General features: G+C 76.1%; 19 protein-coding genes and 1 pseudogene. 12 read left to right on the top strand and 8 right to left on the bottom strand.

Annotated features, from left to right (window positions below; genetic code table 11):
* Nucleotides 1–179: 179 nt before the first annotated feature.
* Nucleotides 180–2,591 carry a transglycosylase domain-containing protein gene (locus ACFQH9_RS18595; RefSeq protein WP_379567414.1) on the bottom strand — a complete coding sequence of 804 codons (2,412 nt, stop codon included), beginning with the start codon at nt 2,589–2,591 and terminating at the stop codon, nt 180–182.
* A 146-nt stretch (nt 2,592–2,737) separates the two neighbouring features.
* Here ACFQH9_RS18595 and ACFQH9_RS18590 point away from each other — a divergent pair, with 146 nt between their 5' ends.
* The 3 genes from ACFQH9_RS18590 (at nt 2,738) to ACFQH9_RS18580 (ending at nt 4,351) form a co-directional block, all read left to right on the top strand.
* Nucleotides 2,738–3,130 (top strand): WhiB family transcriptional regulator, encoded by a 393-nt coding sequence (locus ACFQH9_RS18590; RefSeq protein ID WP_379567413.1) that lies wholly within the window; start codon nt 2,738–2,740, stop codon nt 3,128–3,130.
* A 51-nt stretch (nt 3,131–3,181) separates the two neighbouring features.
* Nucleotides 3,182–3,871 carry a class I SAM-dependent methyltransferase gene (locus ACFQH9_RS18585; RefSeq protein WP_379567412.1) on the top strand — a complete coding sequence of 230 codons (690 nt, stop codon included), beginning with the start codon at nt 3,182–3,184 and terminating at the stop codon, nt 3,869–3,871.
* An 81-nt stretch (nt 3,872–3,952) separates the two neighbouring features.
* Nucleotides 3,953–4,351, top strand: a complete 399-nt coding sequence (locus tag ACFQH9_RS18580) for a hypothetical protein (RefSeq protein WP_379567411.1) — start codon at nt 3,953–3,955, stop codon at nt 4,349–4,351.
* A 40-nt stretch (nt 4,352–4,391) separates the two neighbouring features.
* Here the strand turns inward: ACFQH9_RS18580 and bagB are convergent, their stop codons facing one another.
* Nucleotides 4,392–5,597, bottom strand: coding sequence for an ATPase BagB (gene bagB, locus ACFQH9_RS18575; RefSeq protein ID WP_379567410.1), 1,206 nt, complete (start codon nt 5,595–5,597; stop codon nt 4,392–4,394).
* Nucleotides 5,594–6,598 carry an ATPase BagA gene (gene bagA, locus ACFQH9_RS18570; protein ID WP_379567409.1) on the bottom strand — a complete coding sequence of 335 codons (1,005 nt, stop codon included), beginning with the start codon at nt 6,596–6,598 and terminating at the stop codon, nt 5,594–5,596. The genes bagB and bagA overlap by 4 nt, the downstream gene beginning before the upstream one ends.
* A gap of 155 nt (nt 6,599–6,753) precedes the next feature.
* On the opposite strand from bagA, the gene ACFQH9_RS18565 reads away from it, so the two are divergent.
* Genes ACFQH9_RS18565 through ACFQH9_RS18550 form a run of 4 tightly spaced genes read left to right on the top strand, consistent with a single transcriptional unit; the run spans nt 6,754 to nt 12,050 of the window.
* On the top strand, nt 6,754–6,930 hold the full coding sequence (locus ACFQH9_RS18565) for a DUF4177 domain-containing protein (RefSeq protein WP_197040498.1): 177 nt from the start codon (nt 6,754–6,756) through the stop codon (nt 6,928–6,930).
* Entirely contained in the window at nt 6,927–7,385 is a 459-nt protein-coding gene (locus tag ACFQH9_RS18560; RefSeq protein WP_379567408.1) for a RidA family protein, read from the top strand. The genes ACFQH9_RS18565 and ACFQH9_RS18560 overlap by 4 nt, the downstream gene beginning before the upstream one ends.
* Complete coding sequence (locus ACFQH9_RS18555; RefSeq protein ID WP_379567407.1) at nt 7,385–7,981, top strand: hypothetical protein; 597 nt, start codon at nt 7,385–7,387, stop codon at nt 7,979–7,981. Before ACFQH9_RS18560 ends, ACFQH9_RS18555 begins: the two co-directional genes overlap by 1 nt.
* Before the next feature lie 19 nt (nt 7,982–8,000).
* Nucleotides 8,001–12,050, top strand: coding sequence for a hypothetical protein (locus ACFQH9_RS18550; RefSeq protein ID WP_379567406.1), 4,050 nt, complete (start codon nt 8,001–8,003; stop codon nt 12,048–12,050).
* 74 nt (nt 12,051–12,124) lie between these two features.
* Here the strand turns inward: ACFQH9_RS18550 and ACFQH9_RS18545 are convergent, their stop codons facing one another.
* The gene (locus ACFQH9_RS18545) at nt 12,125–13,018 is read right to left on the bottom strand and encodes a Gfo/Idh/MocA family protein (RefSeq protein WP_379567405.1); all 894 of its coding nucleotides are present in this window, start codon (nt 13,016–13,018) and stop codon (nt 12,125–12,127) included.
* Nucleotides 13,019–13,252: 234 nt separating this feature from the next.
* Here ACFQH9_RS18545 and ACFQH9_RS18540 point away from each other — a divergent pair, with 234 nt between their 5' ends.
* Nucleotides 13,253–14,089, top strand: a complete 837-nt coding sequence (locus ACFQH9_RS18540) for an NUDIX hydrolase (protein ID WP_379567404.1) — start codon at nt 13,253–13,255, stop codon at nt 14,087–14,089.
* Nucleotides 14,086–14,877, top strand: a complete 792-nt coding sequence (locus ACFQH9_RS18535) for an MBL fold metallo-hydrolase (protein ID WP_379567403.1) — start codon at nt 14,086–14,088, stop codon at nt 14,875–14,877. Before ACFQH9_RS18540 ends, ACFQH9_RS18535 begins: the two co-directional genes overlap by 4 nt.
* Here the strand turns inward: ACFQH9_RS18535 and ACFQH9_RS18530 are convergent.
* Nucleotides 14,866–16,080, bottom strand: a complete 1,215-nt coding sequence (locus ACFQH9_RS18530; RefSeq protein WP_379567402.1) for an MFS transporter — start codon at nt 16,078–16,080, stop codon at nt 14,866–14,868. The two genes, ACFQH9_RS18535 and ACFQH9_RS18530, sit on opposite strands and share 12 nt — an antisense overlap.
* Before the next feature lie 38 nt (nt 16,081–16,118).
* Complete coding sequence (locus tag ACFQH9_RS18525; RefSeq protein WP_379567401.1) at nt 16,119–16,679, bottom strand: helix-turn-helix domain-containing protein; 561 nt, start codon at nt 16,677–16,679, stop codon at nt 16,119–16,121.
* A gap of 75 nt (nt 16,680–16,754) precedes the next feature.
* Here ACFQH9_RS18525 and ACFQH9_RS18520 point away from each other — a divergent pair, with 75 nt between their 5' ends.
* Nucleotides 16,755–18,038, top strand: a complete 1,284-nt coding sequence (locus ACFQH9_RS18520; protein WP_379567400.1) for an alpha/beta hydrolase — start codon at nt 16,755–16,757, stop codon at nt 18,036–18,038.
* Between the two features lie 10 nt (nt 18,039–18,048).
* On the opposite strand, the gene ACFQH9_RS18515 is transcribed toward ACFQH9_RS18520, so the two are convergent.
* The gene (locus tag ACFQH9_RS18515; RefSeq protein WP_379567399.1) at nt 18,049–18,723 is read right to left on the bottom strand and encodes a Crp/Fnr family transcriptional regulator; all 675 of its coding nucleotides are present in this window, start codon (nt 18,721–18,723) and stop codon (nt 18,049–18,051) included.
* 183 nt (nt 18,724–18,906) lie between these two features.
* Nucleotides 18,907–19,155: a hypothetical protein gene (locus tag ACFQH9_RS18510; RefSeq protein ID WP_233307994.1), complete on the bottom strand. Its 249-nt coding sequence runs from the start codon at nt 19,153–19,155 to the stop codon at nt 18,907–18,909.
* A 201-nt stretch (nt 19,156–19,356) separates the two neighbouring features.
* Here ACFQH9_RS18510 and nth point away from each other — a divergent pair, with 201 nt between their 5' ends.
* Nucleotides 19,357–20,106: an endonuclease III gene (gene nth, locus ACFQH9_RS18505; protein ID WP_379567467.1), complete on the top strand. Its 750-nt coding sequence runs from the start codon at nt 19,357–19,359 to the stop codon at nt 20,104–20,106.
* A 7-nt stretch (nt 20,107–20,113) separates the two neighbouring features.
* A pseudogene (locus ACFQH9_RS18500) lies at nt 20,114–20,351 on the top strand (hypothetical protein); the annotation flags it as partial.

The following is a 20,351-nucleotide window of genomic DNA, read 5'->3' as shown; positions in this document are numbered from 1 at the left end:
GCCGTCGATCGTAAGGGCGATCGGCCGATCCCACGCGATCTCCCGACCGGCGCGTCCCGCATCGCACCATGGAGCCATACCGCGCGATTTCGTGCCCTGAACGAGCATTATGGTTCCATACTGCAGATATCCGCAGGTCAGAGGCGCGTCATGGGTCCATGGTGCGGGCGGCGGGACCGCTACTCGCCGGGGCCGCGCTCGCCCCCGCCGTCGTCGGGACGGTCACCCTCCTGCGGCGGCCGGCCCTCCTGGCTCGGCGGCCCGGCCTGGCCCGGGGCCTGGCTCTCGGGCGCGGGCGGCGGGGCCGGCACGGTCCCGCTGCTGACCTGCAGGGTGATCTGCTCGCCCGGCAGCGCCGTGCCGCGCGGGCTCTGCCCGACGACCGTCCCCCGGGTGGCGAGGTTGTCGACGGTCCGCGTGGTGACCGTCCAGCCCGCCCGCTCGAGGATCGCGCGCGCGTCGTTCTGGCCGCGGCCCACGACGTCGGGCACCCGGCTCTCCGCGCCGCCGGTCAGGTACCGGTCGTCCGTGGGCGGCAGCGGCAGCACCGGCGTGCCGTCGACCATCGGCTTGACCGCGCCGAACCAGGTCTCCGCCGGTGTCTTGCCGCCGAAGATGTTGCCGCTGCGGCAGGCGAAGGGGGAGCCGGCGCCGTCGCACAGCGGCCGGGGCGCGTTGGAGTTGTCGAAGGTGATCACCGCACCGGACAGGTTCGGCAGCAACCCGACGAACGCCGCGGACTTGTGCTGCTGCGTGGTGCCGGTCTTGCCGCCCATCGGCCGGTTCCAGCCGACCTGGCGGGCGGCGGCGGCCGAGGTGCCGTTCAGGTCGTCCTTGCTCAGCCCGGTGAACAGGGTGTTGGCCAGCCCCGGCTCGATCACCTGCTCGCACGGCGCCTCGGTGAGGGCCACCGGGTTGCCCGCGGCGTCCGTGATCGACTCGATCGGCGTGGGTGGGCACCACCTGCCGGCGCTGGCGATGGTGGCGCCGACGTTGGCGAGCTCGAGCACGCTCGTCGGCGTGACACCCAGGGTGAACGAGGCCAGCCGCTGCGCCTTGGTCACCTCGGCGATCGAACGGTCCGTCCGGCGGCCGGTGCCCGGGTCGACGAACGGCGTGGTGGCCAGGGACTTCATCCCCATCCGGACCGCCATGTCGACGACGTCCGGCACGCCGGTGAACTCCTCGAGCTTGATGAACGCGGTGTTCGGCGAGGTGGCCAGCGCGTCCTGCAGCGACATCCGTTCGGGGTAGTTGCCCGCGTTGGCGACCGGGATCGGGCGGCCGCCCCCGTCGAGGTAGATCGGCGAGGCGTAGCCGCTCGGGGGCACCGACATCTGGTAGTTGATGCCGAGGCCCTTCTCCAGCGCCGTGGCCGCGGTGAAGATCTTGTAGACCGATCCGGCGCCCAGGTTGACCGGCTCGTAGGGCAGGCCGTAGCTCGTCTCCATCGCGTCGGCGTCCAGGCCGAAGGTCCGGCTGGAGCCCATCGCGAGGACCTTGTGCCTGTCCTGCCCCGGCTCGACCAGCGACATCACGTTGGCCACGTTGGGCTGGGTCGGGGGGACCTCGGCGTCGAGCGAGGCCTTGACCTTGGCGAGCTTGTCCCGGTCCAGCGTGGTCCTGATCGTGTAGCCGCCGCGGGCGATCTGCTCGGAGGAGAAGCCGGCCTCGGCGAGGTACTGGGTCACGTACTTGCAGAAGAAGCCCGCGTCGCCGGCGCCGATGCAGCCGTTGGGCCGCGTGTTCAGCGGGCTGACGATGCCGAGCGGCTCGGCCGCCGCGGCGCGCGCCTGCGACTCGTCGATCATCCCCTGCTCGCGCATCTGCGCGATCACGACGTTGCGGCGGTCGAGCGCGGCCTGCGGGTTCTGCACCGGGTCGGTCGCCGCGGTGCTGCGCACCATGCCCGCGAGCAGCGCGGACTGGGCCACCGTGAGGTTCTTGGCGCTGGTGTCGAAGTACGTGCGGGCGGCACTCTCGATGCCGTAGGCGCCGTTGCCCCAGAACACGATGTTCAGGTAGCGGGTGAGGATCTCCTCCTTGCTCAGCTGGCGCTCCAGCTGCAGGGCGATCCGCGCCTCCTTGAGCTTGCGCGCCGGCGTCTGCTCGGTGGCCTTGAGCCGCTCCGCCTCGGTCTGCGCCTCGACGTAGAGCGTGTAGTTCTTCACGTACTGCTGGGTCAGCGTGGAGGCGCCCTGCACGACGTCGCCCGACGCCGAGTTCGCCACCACCGCGCGGATGGTGCCCTGCCAGTCCACGCCCTGGTGCTCGTAGAAGCGTCGGTCCTCGATCGCGACCATCGCGGCCTTCATCGCGGGCGAGATCTCGTCCGCGGTGACCTGCGTGCGGTTCTGGTCGAAGAGGTAGGCGATCGGCTGGCCGGCGTTGTCCGTGAGCGTGGTGGCCAGCGGCAGGCCGCCCTCGACCAGGCTGCTCGACGTCGAGTTGACGCTGTCCCCCGCGTCGTTGCTGACCAGCCCGACGCCCGCGACGAACGGGAACGCCATCCCCGCCGTGACGACGCCGGCGAGCAGGCAGAGGCCCAGCAGCAGGCCGATCGGCCGGGTCAGGTGACGGGGAGGAGCCACGGTCGGGAAGGGTAACCGGCGCGCTGTCACCGTTCTGTCAGGTTGAGTAGTTCTGCGTGGTGTCGGGCGGAACCGACCGCTCGCAGAATCCGTCCCAGTTGCCGAACGCGGGCCGAGCCGGCCCGCCCGGGGCGGAGGAGACGAAGGTGGACGCACGCGCCGCGAGCAGGTGGAACTGGCGGATCGCCGCACGCTGCCGCACCGCCGACGCCGAGGAGCTGTTCGTGCGGGGCGCCGAGCAGCGGCGGGCGCGGCAGTTCTGCGCGACGTGCCCGGTGCGCACGGAGTGCCTCGCCCACGCGCTCGACGAGCGGGTGGAGTTCGGGGTGTGGGGCGGGACGACCGAGCGGGAGCGCCGGGCCCTGCTGCGGTCGCGCCCGGGGGTGCGGTCGTGGGCGGAGCTGCTGCGGGCGGCGCGGGCGGCGCACTACGCCGCGGGTCCTGCGCCGGGCGCGGCCGGTCCGGCCTCCGCGGCCGAGGAGTCGGCGGAGGCGATGGCGGCCCTCCTGCCGTCACCCGACCGGAGGGCGGCCTGCTGACCGGGAGAAGTACCGTGTTCGGGCCCGCACCACCCAGCCCGGAGGACGACCGTGATCTCGACCGGTGGGGTGGACTTCGTGGCGGGCCTGTACCGCCGCTACGCCGCCGATCTGGTCCGGGTCGTGGACCGGCAGCGGGCACTGGCCGCGGACGGCCCGGTCCGCACCGGGCTCGACGACCTCGAGGCCGAGATCACCTACCTGCTCCTGCGGCAGCTGCGCCCGGAGCACGTGGTGGAGATCGGCACCGCACGCGGCTGGTCCACGTCGTGGCTGCTCAGCGCCCTGCGGGACAACGACCGCGGGCGGCTGGTCTCCTTCCGCCGCTCCCGCCACGCGGCGGCCGTCCCGGCGGAGCTGGCCGAGGACCGGTGGACCGTCCACACCGGCGACGTCCGGGCCCGGCTCGACTCGCTGCCGGGGACGACCGACTACCTGCTGCTGAACGCCACGCACACCCGGCGGTTCGGTCGCTGGTACGTGCGCAGCGTGTTCCCGCGGCTGCCGTCCGGCACGCCGGTCGGGGTGCACGAGGTGTACCGGGGGCGGCTGCCGTGGGTGCGGCGCGAGGGCCGGGTCGTGCTCGACTGGCTGGCCGAGCGGGAGGTCCCGCACTTCACCGTGGCCCCGCGCCGGGCGCCGGAGATCTTCGCCGCCCTCACCGACCTGCGGCGGGAGCTGGGTGTCGAGGGCGCGTGCGGGAGGACCACCAACCCGATGATCTGGTTCGAGACGCCGTAGGCCGATCGGTGCACGTCCGGGCGCGGCAGGTGTGGCCGCGCCGCGACCGGTCATTACTCCCGGCGACGGAAGGGGTGTGCCATGACCGAATCGCAGGGGGACGACCGCCCGGTCGTCGACGGCACCCGCGCGACGCCGGAGGAGCTGCGCGCGGAGGTCGAGCGCCTGTCCGACGAGCGTCGGCAGGAGGTCGAGGAGCTGCGCGAGGAGGTCGGCGCCTCCGTGCACGAGCTGGCCGAGCGTCTGGACGTGCCCTCCCGGGCCAAGGAGCGCATCCGCACGGTGCCGCCCGCGGTGTGGGCCGGTGCGGTCGCCGTGGTCGCCGCGCTGGTGGCGCTCGGGTTCCGGCGCAGGAGGCCCGCACCCCCGGCCCCGGGCACCGCCGCGGCCCGGCGGGCGGAGGCAGCGGCCCGACGGACCGAGGCCGCGGCCCGGCGCGCGAAGGCGACGGCCCGGCGCACGAAGAAGGCGCGGCGGTAGTGCTGAGCCGGGGCGGACACGCCCCGGCCCGGCGGGCGGGTCAGCGGAGCTGGTGGACCGTGCCCGCGGCGGGGGGCGGGAGCTCGTCCTCGGCGGCCAGCCGCTCGCCGACCTCGCGGAGGCCGTCGAGGTCGCTGATGTCGCCGGCGACCGCGGGCACCCGCACCACCGGGACGCCGGGGTGGGCGCCGGAGAAGCGGGCGAGCAGGCGCTCCTCGCGCTCGGCGAGGTCCACCCGGTCCGCGTGCAGCCGCAGGACCGCGCCGGCCAGCCGGGAGGACCCGGCGTTCTCCGCCGCCGTCCGGGCGCGGGCCGCGGACAGCGGCGCCAGCACCGGGTGGGTCCGGTTGAGGACGAGCCCGGCCAGCGGCATCTCCTCGCCCGCCAGCCGGTCGACGAAGTACGCGGCCTCGCGCAGGGCGTCGGGCTCCGGGGCGGCGACGACCACGAACGAGGTGCCCGGCGAGCGCAGCAGCTCGTAGGTCTTGGTCGCGCGCTCGCGGAACCCGCCGAACATGGTGTCGAAGGCCTGGACGAAGGCCGAGGCGTCGGCCAGCAGCTGCCCGCCGAGGATCGTCGAGACCGCCTTCGCGAACAGCCCGAACCCGGCGCCGACGATCTTCCGCAGACCCCGGCCGCCGGCCCGCGCGGGCGAGCTGAGCAGCCGGATCATGCGCCCGTCGAGGAAGGTCGACATGCGCTGCGGGGCGTCGAGGAAGTCCAGCGCGGACCGCGAGGGCGGGGTGTCGACCACGATCAGGTCCCACTCGCCGCGCGCGCACAGCTGCCCGAGCTTCTCCATCGCCATGTACTCCTGCGTGCCGGAGAACGACGTGGAGATCGTCTGGTAGAAGGGGTTGGCGATGATCTTCTCCGCCCGGTCCGGGGCGGCGTGCGCGTACACCATCTCGTCGAAGGTGCGGCGCATGTCCAGCATCATCGCCTGCAGCGAGCCGTCCTCCGCCTCCCCGTCCTGCACCCGGCCGTCCTCGGCCGGGCCGTTCAGGCCCGGGACGGTGCCCGGCTCGTTGCTCAGCTCGTCCAGCCCGAGGGCCTGGGCCAGGCGCTTCGCCGGGTCGATCGTGAGCACCACGACCGTGCGCCCGCGCTCGGCCGCGCGCAGGGCCAGGGCGGCCGCCGTCGTCGTCTTGCCGACGCCGCCGGAGCCGCAGCAGACGAGGATCCGGGTCTCCGGGTCGTCGATCAGGGTGTCGACGTCGAGGACGGGCGGGGTGGCCGGGCTCATCGGCGCACCCCCTGCTCGCACAGGTGCTCGGCCAGCTCGTACAGCCCGCCGAGGTCGACCCCGCCGAGCAGCTGCGGCAGCTCCAGCCGGGTGACGCCCACACTCTCCCGGGCCAGCCGGTCCCCGGCGGCCGCCTCCGCGGCGACCCGGACCGCGTGCTCGACGGTCTCGGCCACCAGCCCGTCGATCACCTCGGGCGGCAGGTCGAGGCCGGCGGAGGCGAGCCCGCTGCGGATCCGCCCGGCGTCGACCCGGCCGTGCGCGGCCGAGGCCACCGAGCGGTCCGGCAGCCACTGCTCCCGCGCCCGGTTGACGACGATCGAGCCGACCCGCAGGTCCGCGGCCCGCAGCTCGCGCACGGCGTCGAGGGTCTCGGTCACCGGCAGGTCCTCCAGCAACGTGACCAGGTGGACCATCGTGCGGTCCGAGTGCAGCAGCTCGACCACGCCCTCGGCCTGGCTGTGGATGGGTCCGGTACGGGCGAGCTCGGCCATCGCCCGGGTGACGTCGAGGAAGGTCACCAGGCGGCCGGTGGGCGGGGCGTCGAGCACGACGGCGTCGTAGGCCGGCCGGCCGTCCTCCCGCCGCGCGACGGTCTCCTTGACCTTGCCGGTGAGCAGCACGTCCCGCAGGCCGGGCGCGAGCGTGGTGGCGAACTCGATCGCGCCCATCTTCCGCAGGGTCCGGCCGGCCACGCCGAGCTTGTAGAACATCTCGAAGTACTCGAGCAGCGCGGCCTCGGCGTCCACGGCGAGCGCGCGGACCTCGCCGCCGCCCGGGGCGACGGCGATACGGCGCTCCTCGTAGGGCAGCGGGGCGGTGTCGAAGACCTGGGCGATGCCCTGCCGGCCCTCGACCTCCACGAGCAGGGTCCGCCGGCCGCGCGAGGCGAGCGCCAGGGCGAGCGCCGCCGCGACCGTCGTCTTCCCCGTCCCGCCCTTGCCCGAGACCACGTGCAGTCGGGCCGCCCACGGATCGGCGGCCCCGGCGGATGACGTCACGCCACCAGCGTACGGAGCGGTGCGGCGAGCGGCCCGTTCGACCGACGACCGTCACGTGCCGCCGTCCCGCCGGTCCGTCCGCGGACGCCCGCTCGTCGCAGGAGGGGCCGTCCGACCCGCTACCGGGTGACGGCGCCGGGCTACAGTCCCGGCCCATGACCTCCCCGGCCGTCACCAGGTGGGAATACCTGAACGCCCCGCTGCTGATCCACAACACCAAGGCGATCCTCGACAACTTCGGCCGGGACGGCTGGGAGCTGGTCTCGGTCGTCCCCGGTGCCACGCCGGAGAACCTGATCGCGTTCTTCAAGCGCCCGGTGCAGCAGTCGTGACGTCGCCCACGCAGCGGCTGGCCGAGCTGGGGCTCGAGCTGCCCGCCGTCGCGGCGCCCGCCGGCTCGTACATCCCGGCCAAGGCCTCCGGCTCGCTCGTCTTCACCGCGGGCCAGGTGCCCTTCGTCGACGGGAAGCTGCCCCGGACCGGCAAGGTCGGCGCGGAGGTCACGCCCGAGGAGGCGAAGGACCTCGCGCGGACCTGCGCGCTGAACGCGCTCGCCGCCGTCGACGCGCTCGTCGGGCTGGACAACGTCAAGGGCGTGGTCAAGGTCGTCGGGTTCGTGGCCTCCGCCCCGGGCTTCGGCGGGCAGCCCGGCGTGATCAACGGCGCGTCGGACCTGCTCGCCGAGGTGTTCGGCGACGCGGGCACGCACGCCCGCTCCGCCGTCGGCGTCGCCGAGCTGCCGATCGACGCGCCGGTGGAGGTCGAGCTGATCGTCGAGGTCGCGTAGTGGAGGCAGCGGCGGCCCACGAGCTGCTCGTCCGGCTGGCCGGGCGGCTGCCGGACGACGTCCTCTGGCGGCTGCGGGACTGGCTCGCCGCCGGTGCCGCGGCACCGGTCGGCGCGCTGCTGCCGCGTGCCCTGCTGCGCAACCGCGTCGGCATCACCGAGGCCGAACGCACCCTGCTCGCCGCCGCGGCGGGCGGGAACCGCCTGGTCGACGCCGTCCTCCCGCTGCACACGCCGGACGCTCCCCATCCGGCGTTCGCGGCGGGCCCGGAGCTGCCCGATCTCGCCGTGCTGGGCGCGCTGGCCGTGGTGGCCGGGCACCCCGGCACGCAGGAGCTGCGGCAGGCGCGGCGCGGCCGGCGCGGCGAGCAGCGGGTGCTGCTCGTGCTGGGCGCCGAGCGCGCCTGGGAGCTGACCGGCACGCTGCAACGGCTGCTGCGGGTGCACGGGGACCGGACGCCGTGCGTCGAGGTGCTCCCCGCCGGGCTGGAGCCGCCCGCCTACCACCAGGCCGCCATCGTCGGGTCCCGCTCCGTGTGGACGCGGCCCGGCACCGAGATCGAGTTCGCGACGCCGGCGACCTCCGGCGCGAGCTGACCGAAAGAAGGAGGGCCCGATGACGGCCCCACCTGTCCCGAGCACGCACCACCTGCTGCTGGCCCTGGCCGGCCGCGTCGACGACGACCTGCTGGCCACCGCCCGCGAGCTCGTCGCGATCGGCGAGGAGCCGCAGGCGCTGGAGATCCTCGTCGCGACCCTGGTCGCCGACCGCACCGCGCTGCCCGCCCCGCTGCGGGCCGAGGTCGTGGAGCTGGCCCGGTGGCGCGGCCTCGAGCTCGACGCCGAGGCCCTCCTCGGGCCCGCCGCCGGCTCGCTCGACGGCACCCGGCACGTCTTCGGCGCGGGGCCGGCCGGGGGCGACGAGCGGCTCGCCGAGCTGCTCACCTCCCCGCCGCCCGGGTCGACGGTGCGCGTGACCTGGCGGTTGACGCCGGCCGGTGCCGCACCCGGGCCGGTGCCGCACCCGGTCGTGCTGGTGGAGCTGACCGGGCCTGGGATCGCACCCGAGGTGGTGTCGTACCGGCTCGGGGCGCAGCTGACGCGCTCGGGCCTGCCCGCGTCGGTGGAGACGTACACCCCCGCCGACCCGCTCCCGGCCTACCAGCGCGCGGCGCTGGAGCGGGCGCGGGAGGTCGGTGGGGGGCGGGTCGGGGCTCCGTCCGCTGCTCCCGCGGGTCCTGCGGGACCTGGTTCCGCTGGTCCTGGTGGAGCTGGTTCCGGTGCTGTCGGTGCGGGAGTCGGGGCGGGACTCGGTGCGGTTCCGGGTTCGGGCGGTGCTGGTGCTGCGGGTGTCGCGCCGGGTCTCGTCTCGCGTGTCGAGCCCGGTCCTGCGCCGGCAGGGGAGACCGCCGGTGCAGGGGCGGGGCCTGCCGGTGCGGGAGCGGGGTCCGCGGCCGCCGCATCCGACGGGTCCGGCGCAGCGGTCGCGCCGCGCGGCGACTCGCCGGTGACTCGACCCGGCGGCCCGACGACCGAGGGCGACCTGCCGGGGGAGGCGCCGGGCCGGCCCGGCGAGCCCCGGCCCGCCTACGGCCCGGCCGAGGTGGCGCCGCGGCCCTCGCCGTCCCCCCGGCCCGCGTCCGCGAACCCGGGCACCCGGCCGCCGATGCCGCACCCGGCTCTCGGCCGTCCCCTGGAGACCGCGCAGCCACCGGCGGCGTTCCGGCCGCTGCATCCGCGTCCGGACGAGGGCGCACCGGTCGTCGGCGGCTCGGAGCCGGCCGCGCTCCCCGCCGAAGCCGTCGGCGAGCAGGCGGCCCGGCCCGGCCCGCGGCCGGTGCCCGGTCCCGGCCCCCGTCCGGTGCCCGAGGGCCCGCGGCTCCCGCTCGGCCCGGTGGAGACCGTCGGCCCGATGGAGACCGCCGGTGCGCAGGACGAGCCGCGGACCACGCCGTTCGAGCGCACCCGCACACCCGGCTCCCGCCGCTCCGGACCCACGCTCAGCGTGGTGCCGGCGGCGCCGGGGCACGAGCCGCCGAGCGGACCGCGCCAGGCGCCCGTCACCCGTCCGACGCCGGTCGTGCGCGCCGACGAGTCCTTCCCGACCCCGGCGGCGCCCTGGCCGGTGCCCGAGGACGGCGTCCACGAGGTGGATCCGCCCGTCCTCGCCTCGATGCGGGACCCGCTGAGCGGGCCCCTGCGCGAGCCGCTGCTCGATGCCCAGCTCGACCGCGCCCGGACCGGTCCGATGCCGATCGTCGGCCTCACCCCGCCGCAGGACGCGCCCGCCGACGACCCGGACCGCGCTTCGGAGGACGGCCCGGGGGCGGCGGAGCCCGAGCCGCTCGACGCCGTCGCCCCCACCGGCGAGGAGCAGGCCGACCACCAGGTCGAGGCGCGGGCCGACGACCGGGCCGAGGCACTTGCCGACGGGCCGGGCGACGTGCTGGGCGACGTGCTGGGCGACGTGCTGGGCGAGGCTCCGACCACGGGCCGTCGCCGCCGCGCCGAGGAGCCGCCGCGGGAGCCCGCGCCGGAGTGGACGCGGGACTGGACGTCCGGCGCCTGGGCGATGCCCGAGCGGCGACGGGGCCCGGACCTCCCCGCAGCGGGCCGCGTCACGGCCGACGGTGACGGCCGGACCGCGTCGGTCGCCGACCCCGCAGGTCCGCGATCGCACGCGGGCACCACCGATCCGGCGGGCCCTCGTCAGGACGGCGCAGAGGGGGCCGAACGGCCCGCCTTGTCCGGCGACGGCGACCGCCTCGCCCCCGGCCCAGCCGACTCATCGGATGGCGATGCGGGCTTCGGGCCGAGGTCCACGGGCGCGCCTGCGGGCGAGCCGTCGGAGCCGCGTGAGGGCGGTCGGCGTCGCCGCGCCGAGGGAACACCGGATTCGGCCCACCCGCTGAGGGGCGGAGGCGACGGCCAGGACTTCAGGGGCGGCTCCCCGGATTCCGCGCCGGGCAGTCGAACCGGGTCGACCTCCGACGCACCGGCGGAGTCCGGCGGCGGGCGCCGACGTCGTGCGGACGACCCTCTGGGCGGTGCCGCGGACGGTCCCCTCGACCGGACGGCAAGCGGCTCGCCGGGATCGCCCGGCGGGCCGGGCTCGGCCTTCGACCCGACGGGATCGCTCGGTGCCGGCCGTCGACGGGCCGTCGACCCGCTGCTCGACGACCAGGAGAGCTCTGCCCCCGGCACCCCGCCGGCTCCCTCCGACGGGACGGGCCGGACCAGCGCGTTTCCCGGCACGCCGACGGAGCCGGGCAGTCGAGCGGACGCGGTCGACCGCGCCAGCGGCACGACCGACGTCCCCACCGGCTCGGACCTGCTCGGACACCTCCGTGCGCCAGGTTCGCGGGGTGAGGGCTCGACGGGCCCGCGCGACCACGCAGACCGCGGCGGCGAGCAGAACGGGACGGCGAACCGTCCCGACCTGCTCCGGCACCTCGGCGCGCCGGGTTCGCGGGGCGAGGCCGCGGCGGACCCGTACGACCGCGCGGACCGCGGCGAGCCGTTCGGGCCGACGAACGGGACGGCTCGCCCGGTGATCGGCCGTCGCCGAGCCGGCGGCCCGACGGACGGCACGACCGACATCGCGGGCTCGGCCGACGGCGCCGACCTCCGAGGCTCCGCACCCGCGGACCGGTCGCGCAGCCCGGAACCCGGCGCGGCCGGGCCGACCGGCTCCCCCTCACCGCACTCGGAGGACCGGCAGGGCGACGCGGTCGACCCGACCGACGGCCCGCTGCGGATCGATCCGCTCGACCCGCTGGGCTCGGGCAACGTTCCGCCGAGCGGGGGCGAGGACGGCACCGGCCTCGCAGGCGGAGGCACCGAGGCCGACAGCTCCGCGGCCGGGCCGAGGACGGCTGCACCCGGCCCGGAGCGGCCCGAGGCGCCCGCGGGCGGCCGGTTGCAGGGCTCCGCGCAGCCCGCCGTTCCCGGCTCCTCGCCGGGCGCCGGCGCCACGGACGACCGCACCCCGGGCTCCCGCCGCGCCGCGGACCCGTCGGCCCCGGAAGAGGGCACGACGGACGGGGCGGTGGACGGCCCGGCCGTGCCGGACGACGACGCGCCCACCGGCCGTCGGGCGGCGAAGGACGGGGTGCCCACCATCCGTCCGGTCCCGGGTGGCCGCCGCCGGGCACGGCACCGTCCGGACGACGCGGAGCCCGACGCGTGGAACTTCGCGGCCGACGCCGGCCCCGCCCCACGGCCTGCACCGGATCCCGTACCGGATGCCCGACCGGATCCCGCACCCCGGCCCGGGGACGGCTCCGCGGACCGCGCGGACGGCCTGCCGCCGCCCCGGCCGGTCCCGCGCACCATCCCGCGCATCCGCCGGACCTCCGACCAGCCCGTCAGCGGCCTGTTCGGTCCCGGGGAGGTGCCGCCGAGCCGCCCGGACGATCCCTTCGGCGTCGGCCCGGACCCGGCCCGCGCGGCCGACGACGAACCGTCGGGCGGCGCCGAAGGCGCCCCGCCGGACGCGCAGCCGGAGGCCCGGGAGGAGGAATCCGCACCGCAGGCCTACTCCTCGCTCTCGAGCCGTGAACAGGACCTGCTGCGCCTGTTGCAGCAGGAGCTGGCGGTGCGGGAGTCCGCGCCCGAGCGGCGCAACGGCTCGGGCCCCTACGGCCCGCCGGACCTCGCAGGCTGAGCACCGGGCTCCGAGTGGGACGTCAGGGCTGTTCCCGGCCGACGACAGCCCTGATGTCCCATGGGGACGGCGAGCTACGCCCGCGCCAGCTCCTCCGCCCGCGCGAGCACCCGCTGCACGTGCAGGCTGCGGGCGGCGGAGAACGGCCCGTCCGCGCGGCCGCCCGCGATCGCGTCGAGCAGCTCGTCGAGGAGCGCGGCGTAGGAGAGCGTGGCGTCGGCGGGCCGGTCGGTGAGCACGTGCCGCCCGACCGAGCCGAAGGCCGTCACCTCCATCTCGGTGGGGTCGACGGGCAGCGCGAGCGAGAGCATCAGCGTGCTGCGGGCGCCGCCGACGTGCCGCAGCCCGACCCGCCACAGGTCCGGCTCGCCCGCGTGCGCGAACTCGACCGCGACGACCTCGCCGAGCGCGGCGTCGAGCAGGTCGACGAGGTGCGGGCCGATGTCCAGCAGTGCGCCCCGCTCGGCCCGCCACGCCGACGCCGAGTACGGACCGCCGAGCAGGGCGCCGGAGAGCCAGCGGGCGGTGGCGGTGGTGTCGGCGTCGGCCGGACCCGCCGGTAGGCCGGCGAGCCACGCGCGGACCGGCGGGTGGAAGCGGAGGGTGAACACGGTCGTCGAGCAGACGCCGGCCTCCGCGATCGCCGCCGCGACCTGCTCGGCGACCGGCAGGCTGTCCGCGAGCGGCTTGTCCAGGATCAGGTGCTTCCCGGCGGCGGCCGCGGGCACCGCCAGCGCGCCCTGCACCGCGGGCGGGACCGCGAAGGCGACGGCGTCGACGGCCTCGAGCAGTTCGTCGAGCTCCGGGTACGCGGTGCCGCCGTGCAGTGCGGTGATCTCCCGGGCCGGTTCCGCCCTCCGGGTCCAGACGCCCGCGAGCTCCACCCCGGGATGGGCGGCGAGGGCGGGGGCGTGCACGGAGCGGGCCCACGGCCCACCCCCGACGAGTCCGACGCGCAGCTGGTCCACGCCCCCATCCTGCCGGGCCGCCCCGTCGGGGCCGCGGTACGGATCCACAACGCGCCCAGAACCCCGCCTCGCGCGCAGTACGGATCCACGACGCGATCAAGACGCACCACCCGGCGCGTCGTGGATCCACGACGCGACGACAAGCCCCGGCGCGTCGCAGGATCTCCCGCGATCGGGTGCGGGGTGGCCTTCTTCACGCCCGGGTTCCCGCACCGCTCGGGTTAAGGTCCGATCGTGAGCGTCGCCGGGGACAACACGACCGACGGAGTCGCGCAGCCGAAGCCGGCCGCGACCGTGCTGCTGCTGCGTGACGACCCGGCGCCCCCGCCCGGTCGTGCCCCGCTGCAGGTCTTCCTGCAGCGCCGGGTGAAGCAGATGGCCTTCGCGGGCGGGATGACCGTGTTCCCGGGCGGCAGCGTCGACCCCTCCGACGTGCCCGACGCCGAGCGTTGGGCCGGTCCCGACCCCGCCGAGTGGGCCGAGCTGATCGGCGTGTCGCCGGAGGTCGCCGGGCAGGCCGTGTCCGCGGCCGTGCGCGAGGTGTTCGAGGAGACGGGCGTGCTGCTCGCCGGCCCGCCCGGCGGCGAGCCCGGCTCCCTCACCGCGCAGGCGCCGCTGTGGCGCAAGCAGCTCGTCGAGCACACGATCTCGCTGGCCCAGGTCCTGGTCGACTCGGGCTACGTGCTGCGCTCGGACCTGCTGCGGACCTGGGGGCACTGGGTGACCCCGCCCCAGGAGGGGCGCCGCTACGACACGATCTTCTTCGTGGCGGGGATGCCGGCCGGCCAGGAGGCGGACGCGCACACCACCGAGGCCGTGGAGGCCACCTGGTGGTACCCGTCCGCGGCGCTGGAGGCGTTCGAGGCCGGCGAGATGACCCTGATGCCGCCGACCCTGCTCTCGCTCCGCGACCTCGCCGCCTTCGACACCACGGCCGAGGCGCTGGCCGGGTGCGCCGGCCGCGACCTGACGCCGGTGCACCCGCGGTTCCGCAAGGACGAGGAGGGCGTCCGGTACATCATCCTCCCGGACGGCTCCGAGCACCGCTTCGCTCCCGCGCGGTCCGCGTGACCGCTCCCGCGTACGGCGTGCTCCGCGAGGTCACGCCGCTCGTCTCGGTGCTGCTGCAGAACAACCCCGGCCCGATGACGCTCGAGGGCACCAACACCTGGGTGCTGCGGGCGCCCGGGGTGGAGGAGTGCATCGTCGTCGACCCCGGCGAGGCGGACGACGAGGAGCATCTCGAGCGGGTCGCCGCGCAGGGCCCGGTGGCCCGGATCCTGCTGACCCACCGGCACCACGACCACAGCGGCGCCGCCCGCCGGCTCGCGGAGCTCACCGGGGCGCCGGTGCAGGCCCTGGACCCGAGCCTGGTGCTGGGTTCGGAGGCGCTGGCCGACGGCGACGTGGTGGCCGCCGCCGGCCTGGAGCTGCGCGTGGTGGCGACGCCGGGGCACACGTCGGACTCGACGTCGTTCCTGGTGGAGGGCCCGGGGGAGGGCCCGCCGCCGCTGCTGGCCGGGGACATGATCCTCGGCCACGGCACCACCGTGATCGCACACCCGGACGGCGCGCTCGCCCCGTACCTCTCCTCGCTGGACTGGTACGCGGACCTGCCGCCCGGCACCACCGTGCTGACCGGCCACGGCCCCGAGCTGCCCGACGCCGCGGCCGTCGCCACGCACTACCGCGAGCACCGCCACCAGCGGCTCGACCAGGTCCGCGAGGCCCTGCGCACGCTGCCGGCGGACGCGACGCCCCGGCAGGTGGTCGAGGTCGTGTACGCCGACGTCGACGAGCGGCTCTGGGACGCCGCGGAGCTCTCGGTGAAGGCCCAGCTGGACTACCTACGCGGCTGAGGGCGTGCCCTCGATCGTCCGCCGCCGGACCCACAGCACGACGCCCACGAGCACTCCCGCAGCGCCGCCGGCGACGAAGGCCGCGGGGGCGCCGGCCGCCTCGACGACGAGCCCGGCCAGGGACTGCCCGACGGCCGCGCCGACGGTGATCGCCGTGACCACCCAGCCGAAGGCCTCGGTGGCCGCGCCGCGCGGCGCCACCACCTCGATGACGAGCGAGTGCCCGGTCGTCTGCGGCGTGATCAGGCCGCCCGCGGCCAGCATGGCGATCACCAGCAGCAGGAGCGAGCCCGCCGCACCGGCGAGCCACATGGTCAGGACCAGGACCCCGAACCCGGCGACCAGCACCGGCATCCGCAGGTGCAGGGCGCGCGGCCAGGGCCGCATGCCGTAGAGCACGCCGACCAGCACGGACGTGACCGACCAGGCCGAGAGCAGCGCGCCGCCCAGCCACGGCTCGCCGAGACCCGCGGCGACCGCCGGCACCCCGACCTCGACGGCCCCGACGACGAGCCCGAAGCCCAGCCCGGCCAGCGCGATCGTCCGCATGCCGGGGCCGGCGATCGCGCCCCACAGCGTGGCGCCGGTCGACGGCAGCGGGCGGCTGCCGCGGACGGGTGCGCTCAGCGCGAACCCCACCGTCCCGACGACCGTCGCGACCACGGCCACCGCGGTGCCGGTGCCCGGCCACGGCGTGGAGGCCAGCAGCGCCGCCACCCCGGGCCCGAGGACGAAGAAGACCTCGAGGCTGATCGCCTCGTAGCTGTACGCGGCCTCGCGGCGCGGCCCGGCCGGCACCAGCCGCTCCCACAGCGCCCGGGAGGCCCCGGGCATGGCCGGCATGGCCAGCCCGGTGAGCAGGGACACCGCGACGACGACGGGCAGCGCGGCCCGGGTCTCGACCGCCGCGACGAGCCCGCCGGCGCCGAGCAGGAACAGGGTGGCCACCGTGAGCAGCACGCCCGAGGGTCCGCGCCGGTCCATCAGCCGGCCCTGCAGCACCGACCCCAGCGCGACGCCGACCAGTGAGCCAGCCGAGACCGCGCCCGCGACCGCGAACGACCCCGACGCACGCTGCACGTAGAGCAGCGTGGCGAAGCTGAACATGGCGACCGGGAACCGCCCCACCGCCGAGGTGACGACCGGCACGGCCGCACCGGGGGTGCTGACGGCCGCGCGGTAGTCGGCGAGCGAGACGGACACGCCGACGAGGATCGCACAGTGTGGTACGGCCGTACCACTCAATTCCCCGGCGGCTCCGCGTCCTGCGGGTCGGGGAACAGGACCGTGGCCAGGTGCACCCGCCGTCGCCCCGGGCCCTCGCGGTGCTCCCGGTACGGGGTCAGGGCCTCCCGCAGGTCCGCGACGAGGCCGGCGAGCTCGGCCTCCGTGAGCCAGAACGCCGCGGAGCGGAAGCCGTGCACCTCGCCGGCGAGGGTCTCCGGGGCCTCCGCGAACCCGTCGAGGAACCGCTCGTACCCCGCCCCCAACGCGACGAGGAACGCGGTGAGCGCCTCCTTGGCCCGCTCCGGCGTCAGCTGCGCGGCCTCCTCCGGGCCGACGTCCACCACGCCCTCGCGCAGGGCGTAGGTGCGTTCGACGGCACCGCGGACGCGGTGCTCGTCGACCACCTCCAACGCGCCGCCCTTCATCAACCGCGCGATCTGCCGGTAGAGGGTCGCGACCGGGACGTCCGGCAGCTCGTCGCGCAGCTGCCCGGTGGTCCGCGTGCGGCCGCCGAGCAGCGCGCGCACGACCCGGATGCGCACCGGGTGCATCAGCAGGTCCGGTCGGGCCGGCATCGCGTCACCACCGTTCTCAACCGTGATACCGTTATCGTCAACGATAACATCCGACCTGCCGAGGAGGCCCCCGCCGTGGCCCGTAGCGTCCCGGTCCATCTGGAGGGCGACCGAGTGGTCGTCGCCCCGACCCGCGCCCAACGACTCGCCGGCCTGATCCGCGAGGTCTCGGTCCCCCTCGAAGCGATCACCGACGTGCAGGTCGTGCCGGATGCCCGGCGCGCACTGCGGGGTTTCCGCGCCCCGGGCCTCGCCGTCCCCCGCCGCACCTACCTCGGCACGTGGCGCCGGCCGGGCCACCGCGAGCTCGTGATCGCCCACGCGGGCACCCCCGCCCTGCGGATCGAGCTGAGCGGCACCCGGTACACCGCGATGGTCCTGGCCACCGGGGACCCCGCGCACCTCGCGGCCCGCCTGCGCGACCACCGGGCGCGTGCGCAGGAGGTGGTGGTCGAGTCCGACGGCGAGCGCCTGGTCGGGACGCTGCGCCTGCCCGCCCGCCGCACCGCGCCCGTGCCGGCGGTGCTGCTCCTGCCCGGCTCCGGGCCGCTGGACCGCGACTCCGACCACCACCGGGCGCGCCTCGGGGTGACCCGCCTGCTGGCCGGCGAACTGGCGGAGGCCGGGATCGCCTCGCTGCGCCTCGACAAGCGCGGGACGGGCGCGAGCACCGGGGACTTCTTCCGCACCGGCTTCCTCGACACGACCCGGGACGCGGGCGCCGCGCTCGCCGCGCTGGCGGCGCGGCCGGAGGTCGACGCGCGCCGGATCGTGGTGGCCGGGCACAGCGAGGGCGCGTTCCACGCCGTCGCCCTCGCGGCCGAGCACCCCGAGCTCGCCGGGCTCGTCCTGCTCGCGGGGGCGGCCGGCCCGGCCGAGGAGGTGCTGCGCTACCAGGGCCGCGCGGTCGTCGGGACCCTGCCGGCCCCGGTGCGGGCCCTGCTGCGGCTCCTGCGGATCGACGTGCCCGCCCTGCAGCGCAGGCGGATCGCCACGCTGCGCGCCACGACGGCCGACGTGACCGGGCACGGTCCCTTCCGCACCAACGCGCGATGGTTCCGGGAGTTCCTCGACGCCGATCCGGGGCCGCAGCTCGGTCGGCTCGCCCTCCCGGTGCTCGCGGTGACCGGCGAGCGGGACGTGCAGGTCGATCCCGCCGACGCCGAGCGCATCGCCGAGCTCACCGGCGGCGAGTCCTACCGTGCGCCCGGCGTGACGCACCTGCTGCGCCGCACCGCGGACGCGGGCGGACCGTCCACCTACCGCCGGCAGGCCGCCGAGCCCTTGGCCGACGACGTGGTCGAGCGGGTGGTGGACTTCGTCCGCCGCGTGACCGGCCGCTCCGCCGCCGCGGGGTGAGGTGCCGGCGTCAGCGGGCCCGGCGCGCGAGCCGCTCGGGCTCGAGGATCAGGACGCTCTTGCCCTCCAGCCGCAGCCAGCCGCGGTGGGCGAAGTCCGCCAGCGCCTTGTTGACCGTCTCGCGGGAGGCGCCGACGAGCTGGGCGATCTCCTCCTGGGTCAGGTCGTGCGTGACACGGAGCAGGCCGGACTCCTGCGACCCGAACTGGCGGGCCAGCTGCAGCAGCGACTTGGCGACGCGGCCGGGCACGTCCGTGAAGATCAGGTCCGCCAGCATGTTGTTGGTGCGGCGCAGCCGGCGGGCCAGCACGCGCAGCAGCTGCTCGGCGATCTCCGGGCGCTTGCCGATCCACTCGCGCAGCGCGGCGCGGTCCATGCTGTACGCCCGCACCTCGGTGACGGTGGTGGCGGACGAGGTGCGCGGACCCGGGTCGAAGATCGACAGCTCGCCGAACATGTCCGACGGGCCGGCGACCATCAGCAGGTTCTCGCGGCCGTCGGGGGACTTCCGGCCGATCTTCACCTTGCCGCTGCCGATGATGTAGAGCCGGTCGCCCGGCTCGCCCTCGCTGAAGATGACGTGCCCACGCGGGAACTCGACGGGCTCCAGGGCCTGTGCCAGCACCTCGGCGGCGTGCGGCTCCACGCCCTGGAAGATCCCCGCCCGGATCAGAACATCGTCCACAACACCTGCTCCTGTCCACACCCGCCGCAGCCACGCGGCGGATCATCGGCGCGCCAGTCTAGGGGGTCGCTCCGCACTGTGTGACGAGACGACGTGTGAACACCATGCCCGGATGGGGCATCCGGCACGGCGGACCGACCCGTTCGGCCCCCCTTCCCGGCCGGCCCTTCCGGGCCGATCGGGCTACGGAGACACTTTACTCCGGCGTGTCCCGCGCCTCCCGCCCCGGTTGCGCAGCCGGAAGAGCTCCAGCGCACGGACGGTGCCCTGGCGGAACAGCGCCCGCACCTCGTCGGGGCGGGGACGCTCGAGCAGCTCGTCGAGCTCGTCCTGCCGCACGGTGGACTCCCGCATCCGGGACTCCACGCGCTCCATGCCGAGCGCGAAGAACATCACCAGGAGCGGCACGAGGACGGCTAACCAGGCAGTCATGTCGCCATCGATGATGGCGCACTCGGGGTGGGCCGGCCGCACCGGGCCCCCCGCGCCGCGGGATCGATGCGCGATCGAGACCGCTACCTGCAGCAACGGTCGGTCACGCTGCGTGCCGCGCCCGGGTGTGTCGGTGGGCCGCCGTAGTCTCGCCGTGTGACCACCACTCTCCGGCGCCCCACCAGCCGTGAGGTCGCGAAGCTGTCCGCGCGGATCGCCGCCGGCGAGAGCCCGATCGGCCGCGCGCGCCGCGTCGGGCGCATCCTGCGCGCCCTCGCCGTCGCGTACCCCGACGCGCACTGCGAGCTGGACTTCACGAACCCGCTCGAGCTCGCCGTCGCCACCATCCTGTCCGCGCAGTCCACCGACAAGAAGGTCAACGAGATCAGCCCGGCGCTGTTCGCGCGCTACCGCACCGCGGCCGACTACGCGGGCGCCGACCGGGCCGAGCTGGAGGAGTACGTCCGCCAGACCGGCTTCTACCGGAACAAGGCGAACGCGCTGATGGGCCTGGGTGCCGCCCTGGTCGAGCGGTTCGACGGCGAGGTGCCGGGGAACCTGGACGATCTCGTCACCCTGCCGGGGATCGGCCGGAAGACCGCGAACGTCATCCTCGGCAACGCGTTCGGCGTCCCCGGTATCACCGTGGACACGCATTTCGGCCGGCTCGTCCGCCGCTGGGGCTGGACCGCCGAGGAGGACCCGGTCAAGGTCGAGCACGAGGTCGGCGCCCTGATCCCGAAGAAGGACTGGACCATGGCGTCGCACCACGTGATCTTCCACGGGCGCCGGGTCTGCCACGCGAAGAAGCCGGCCTGCGGCGCGTGCACGCTGGCGATGGACTGCCCGTCGTTCGGTCTCGGGCCGACCGACCCGGTCGCGGCCGGGAAGCTGGTCAAGGGCCCGGAGGCGCCCCACCTGCTGCAGCTGGCGGGGCTGGGCGGGGAATGAGCCGGGGATGAACGAGGGGCCCCTGGCCACCCTGCGCCGGCACCGCTCGGAGCTCGTCAGCACGGTGCTGGTGCTGGTGCTGGTGGTGATCGGCGTGGTGGCCCTCTGGCCGCGCGACCCGGCCCCGTCGGAGCCCTCCTCCGGCGCCGCGACCGCGACCGCCGCCCCCGATCCCGCCCGGCTGGCCGGGCTGCGCGCGGCGGCGGCGCTGCCGCCCTGCCCGTCGGGCACCGGCGGGGCCGGCC

Origin of the sequence: Pseudonocardia lutea, from assembly GCF_042658055.1 — a bacterium.
Taxonomy (GTDB): domain Bacteria; phylum Actinomycetota; class Actinomycetes; order Mycobacteriales; family Pseudonocardiaceae; genus Pseudonocardia; species Pseudonocardia lutea.
This window is presented reverse-complemented; position numbering and strand designations above follow the sequence as displayed.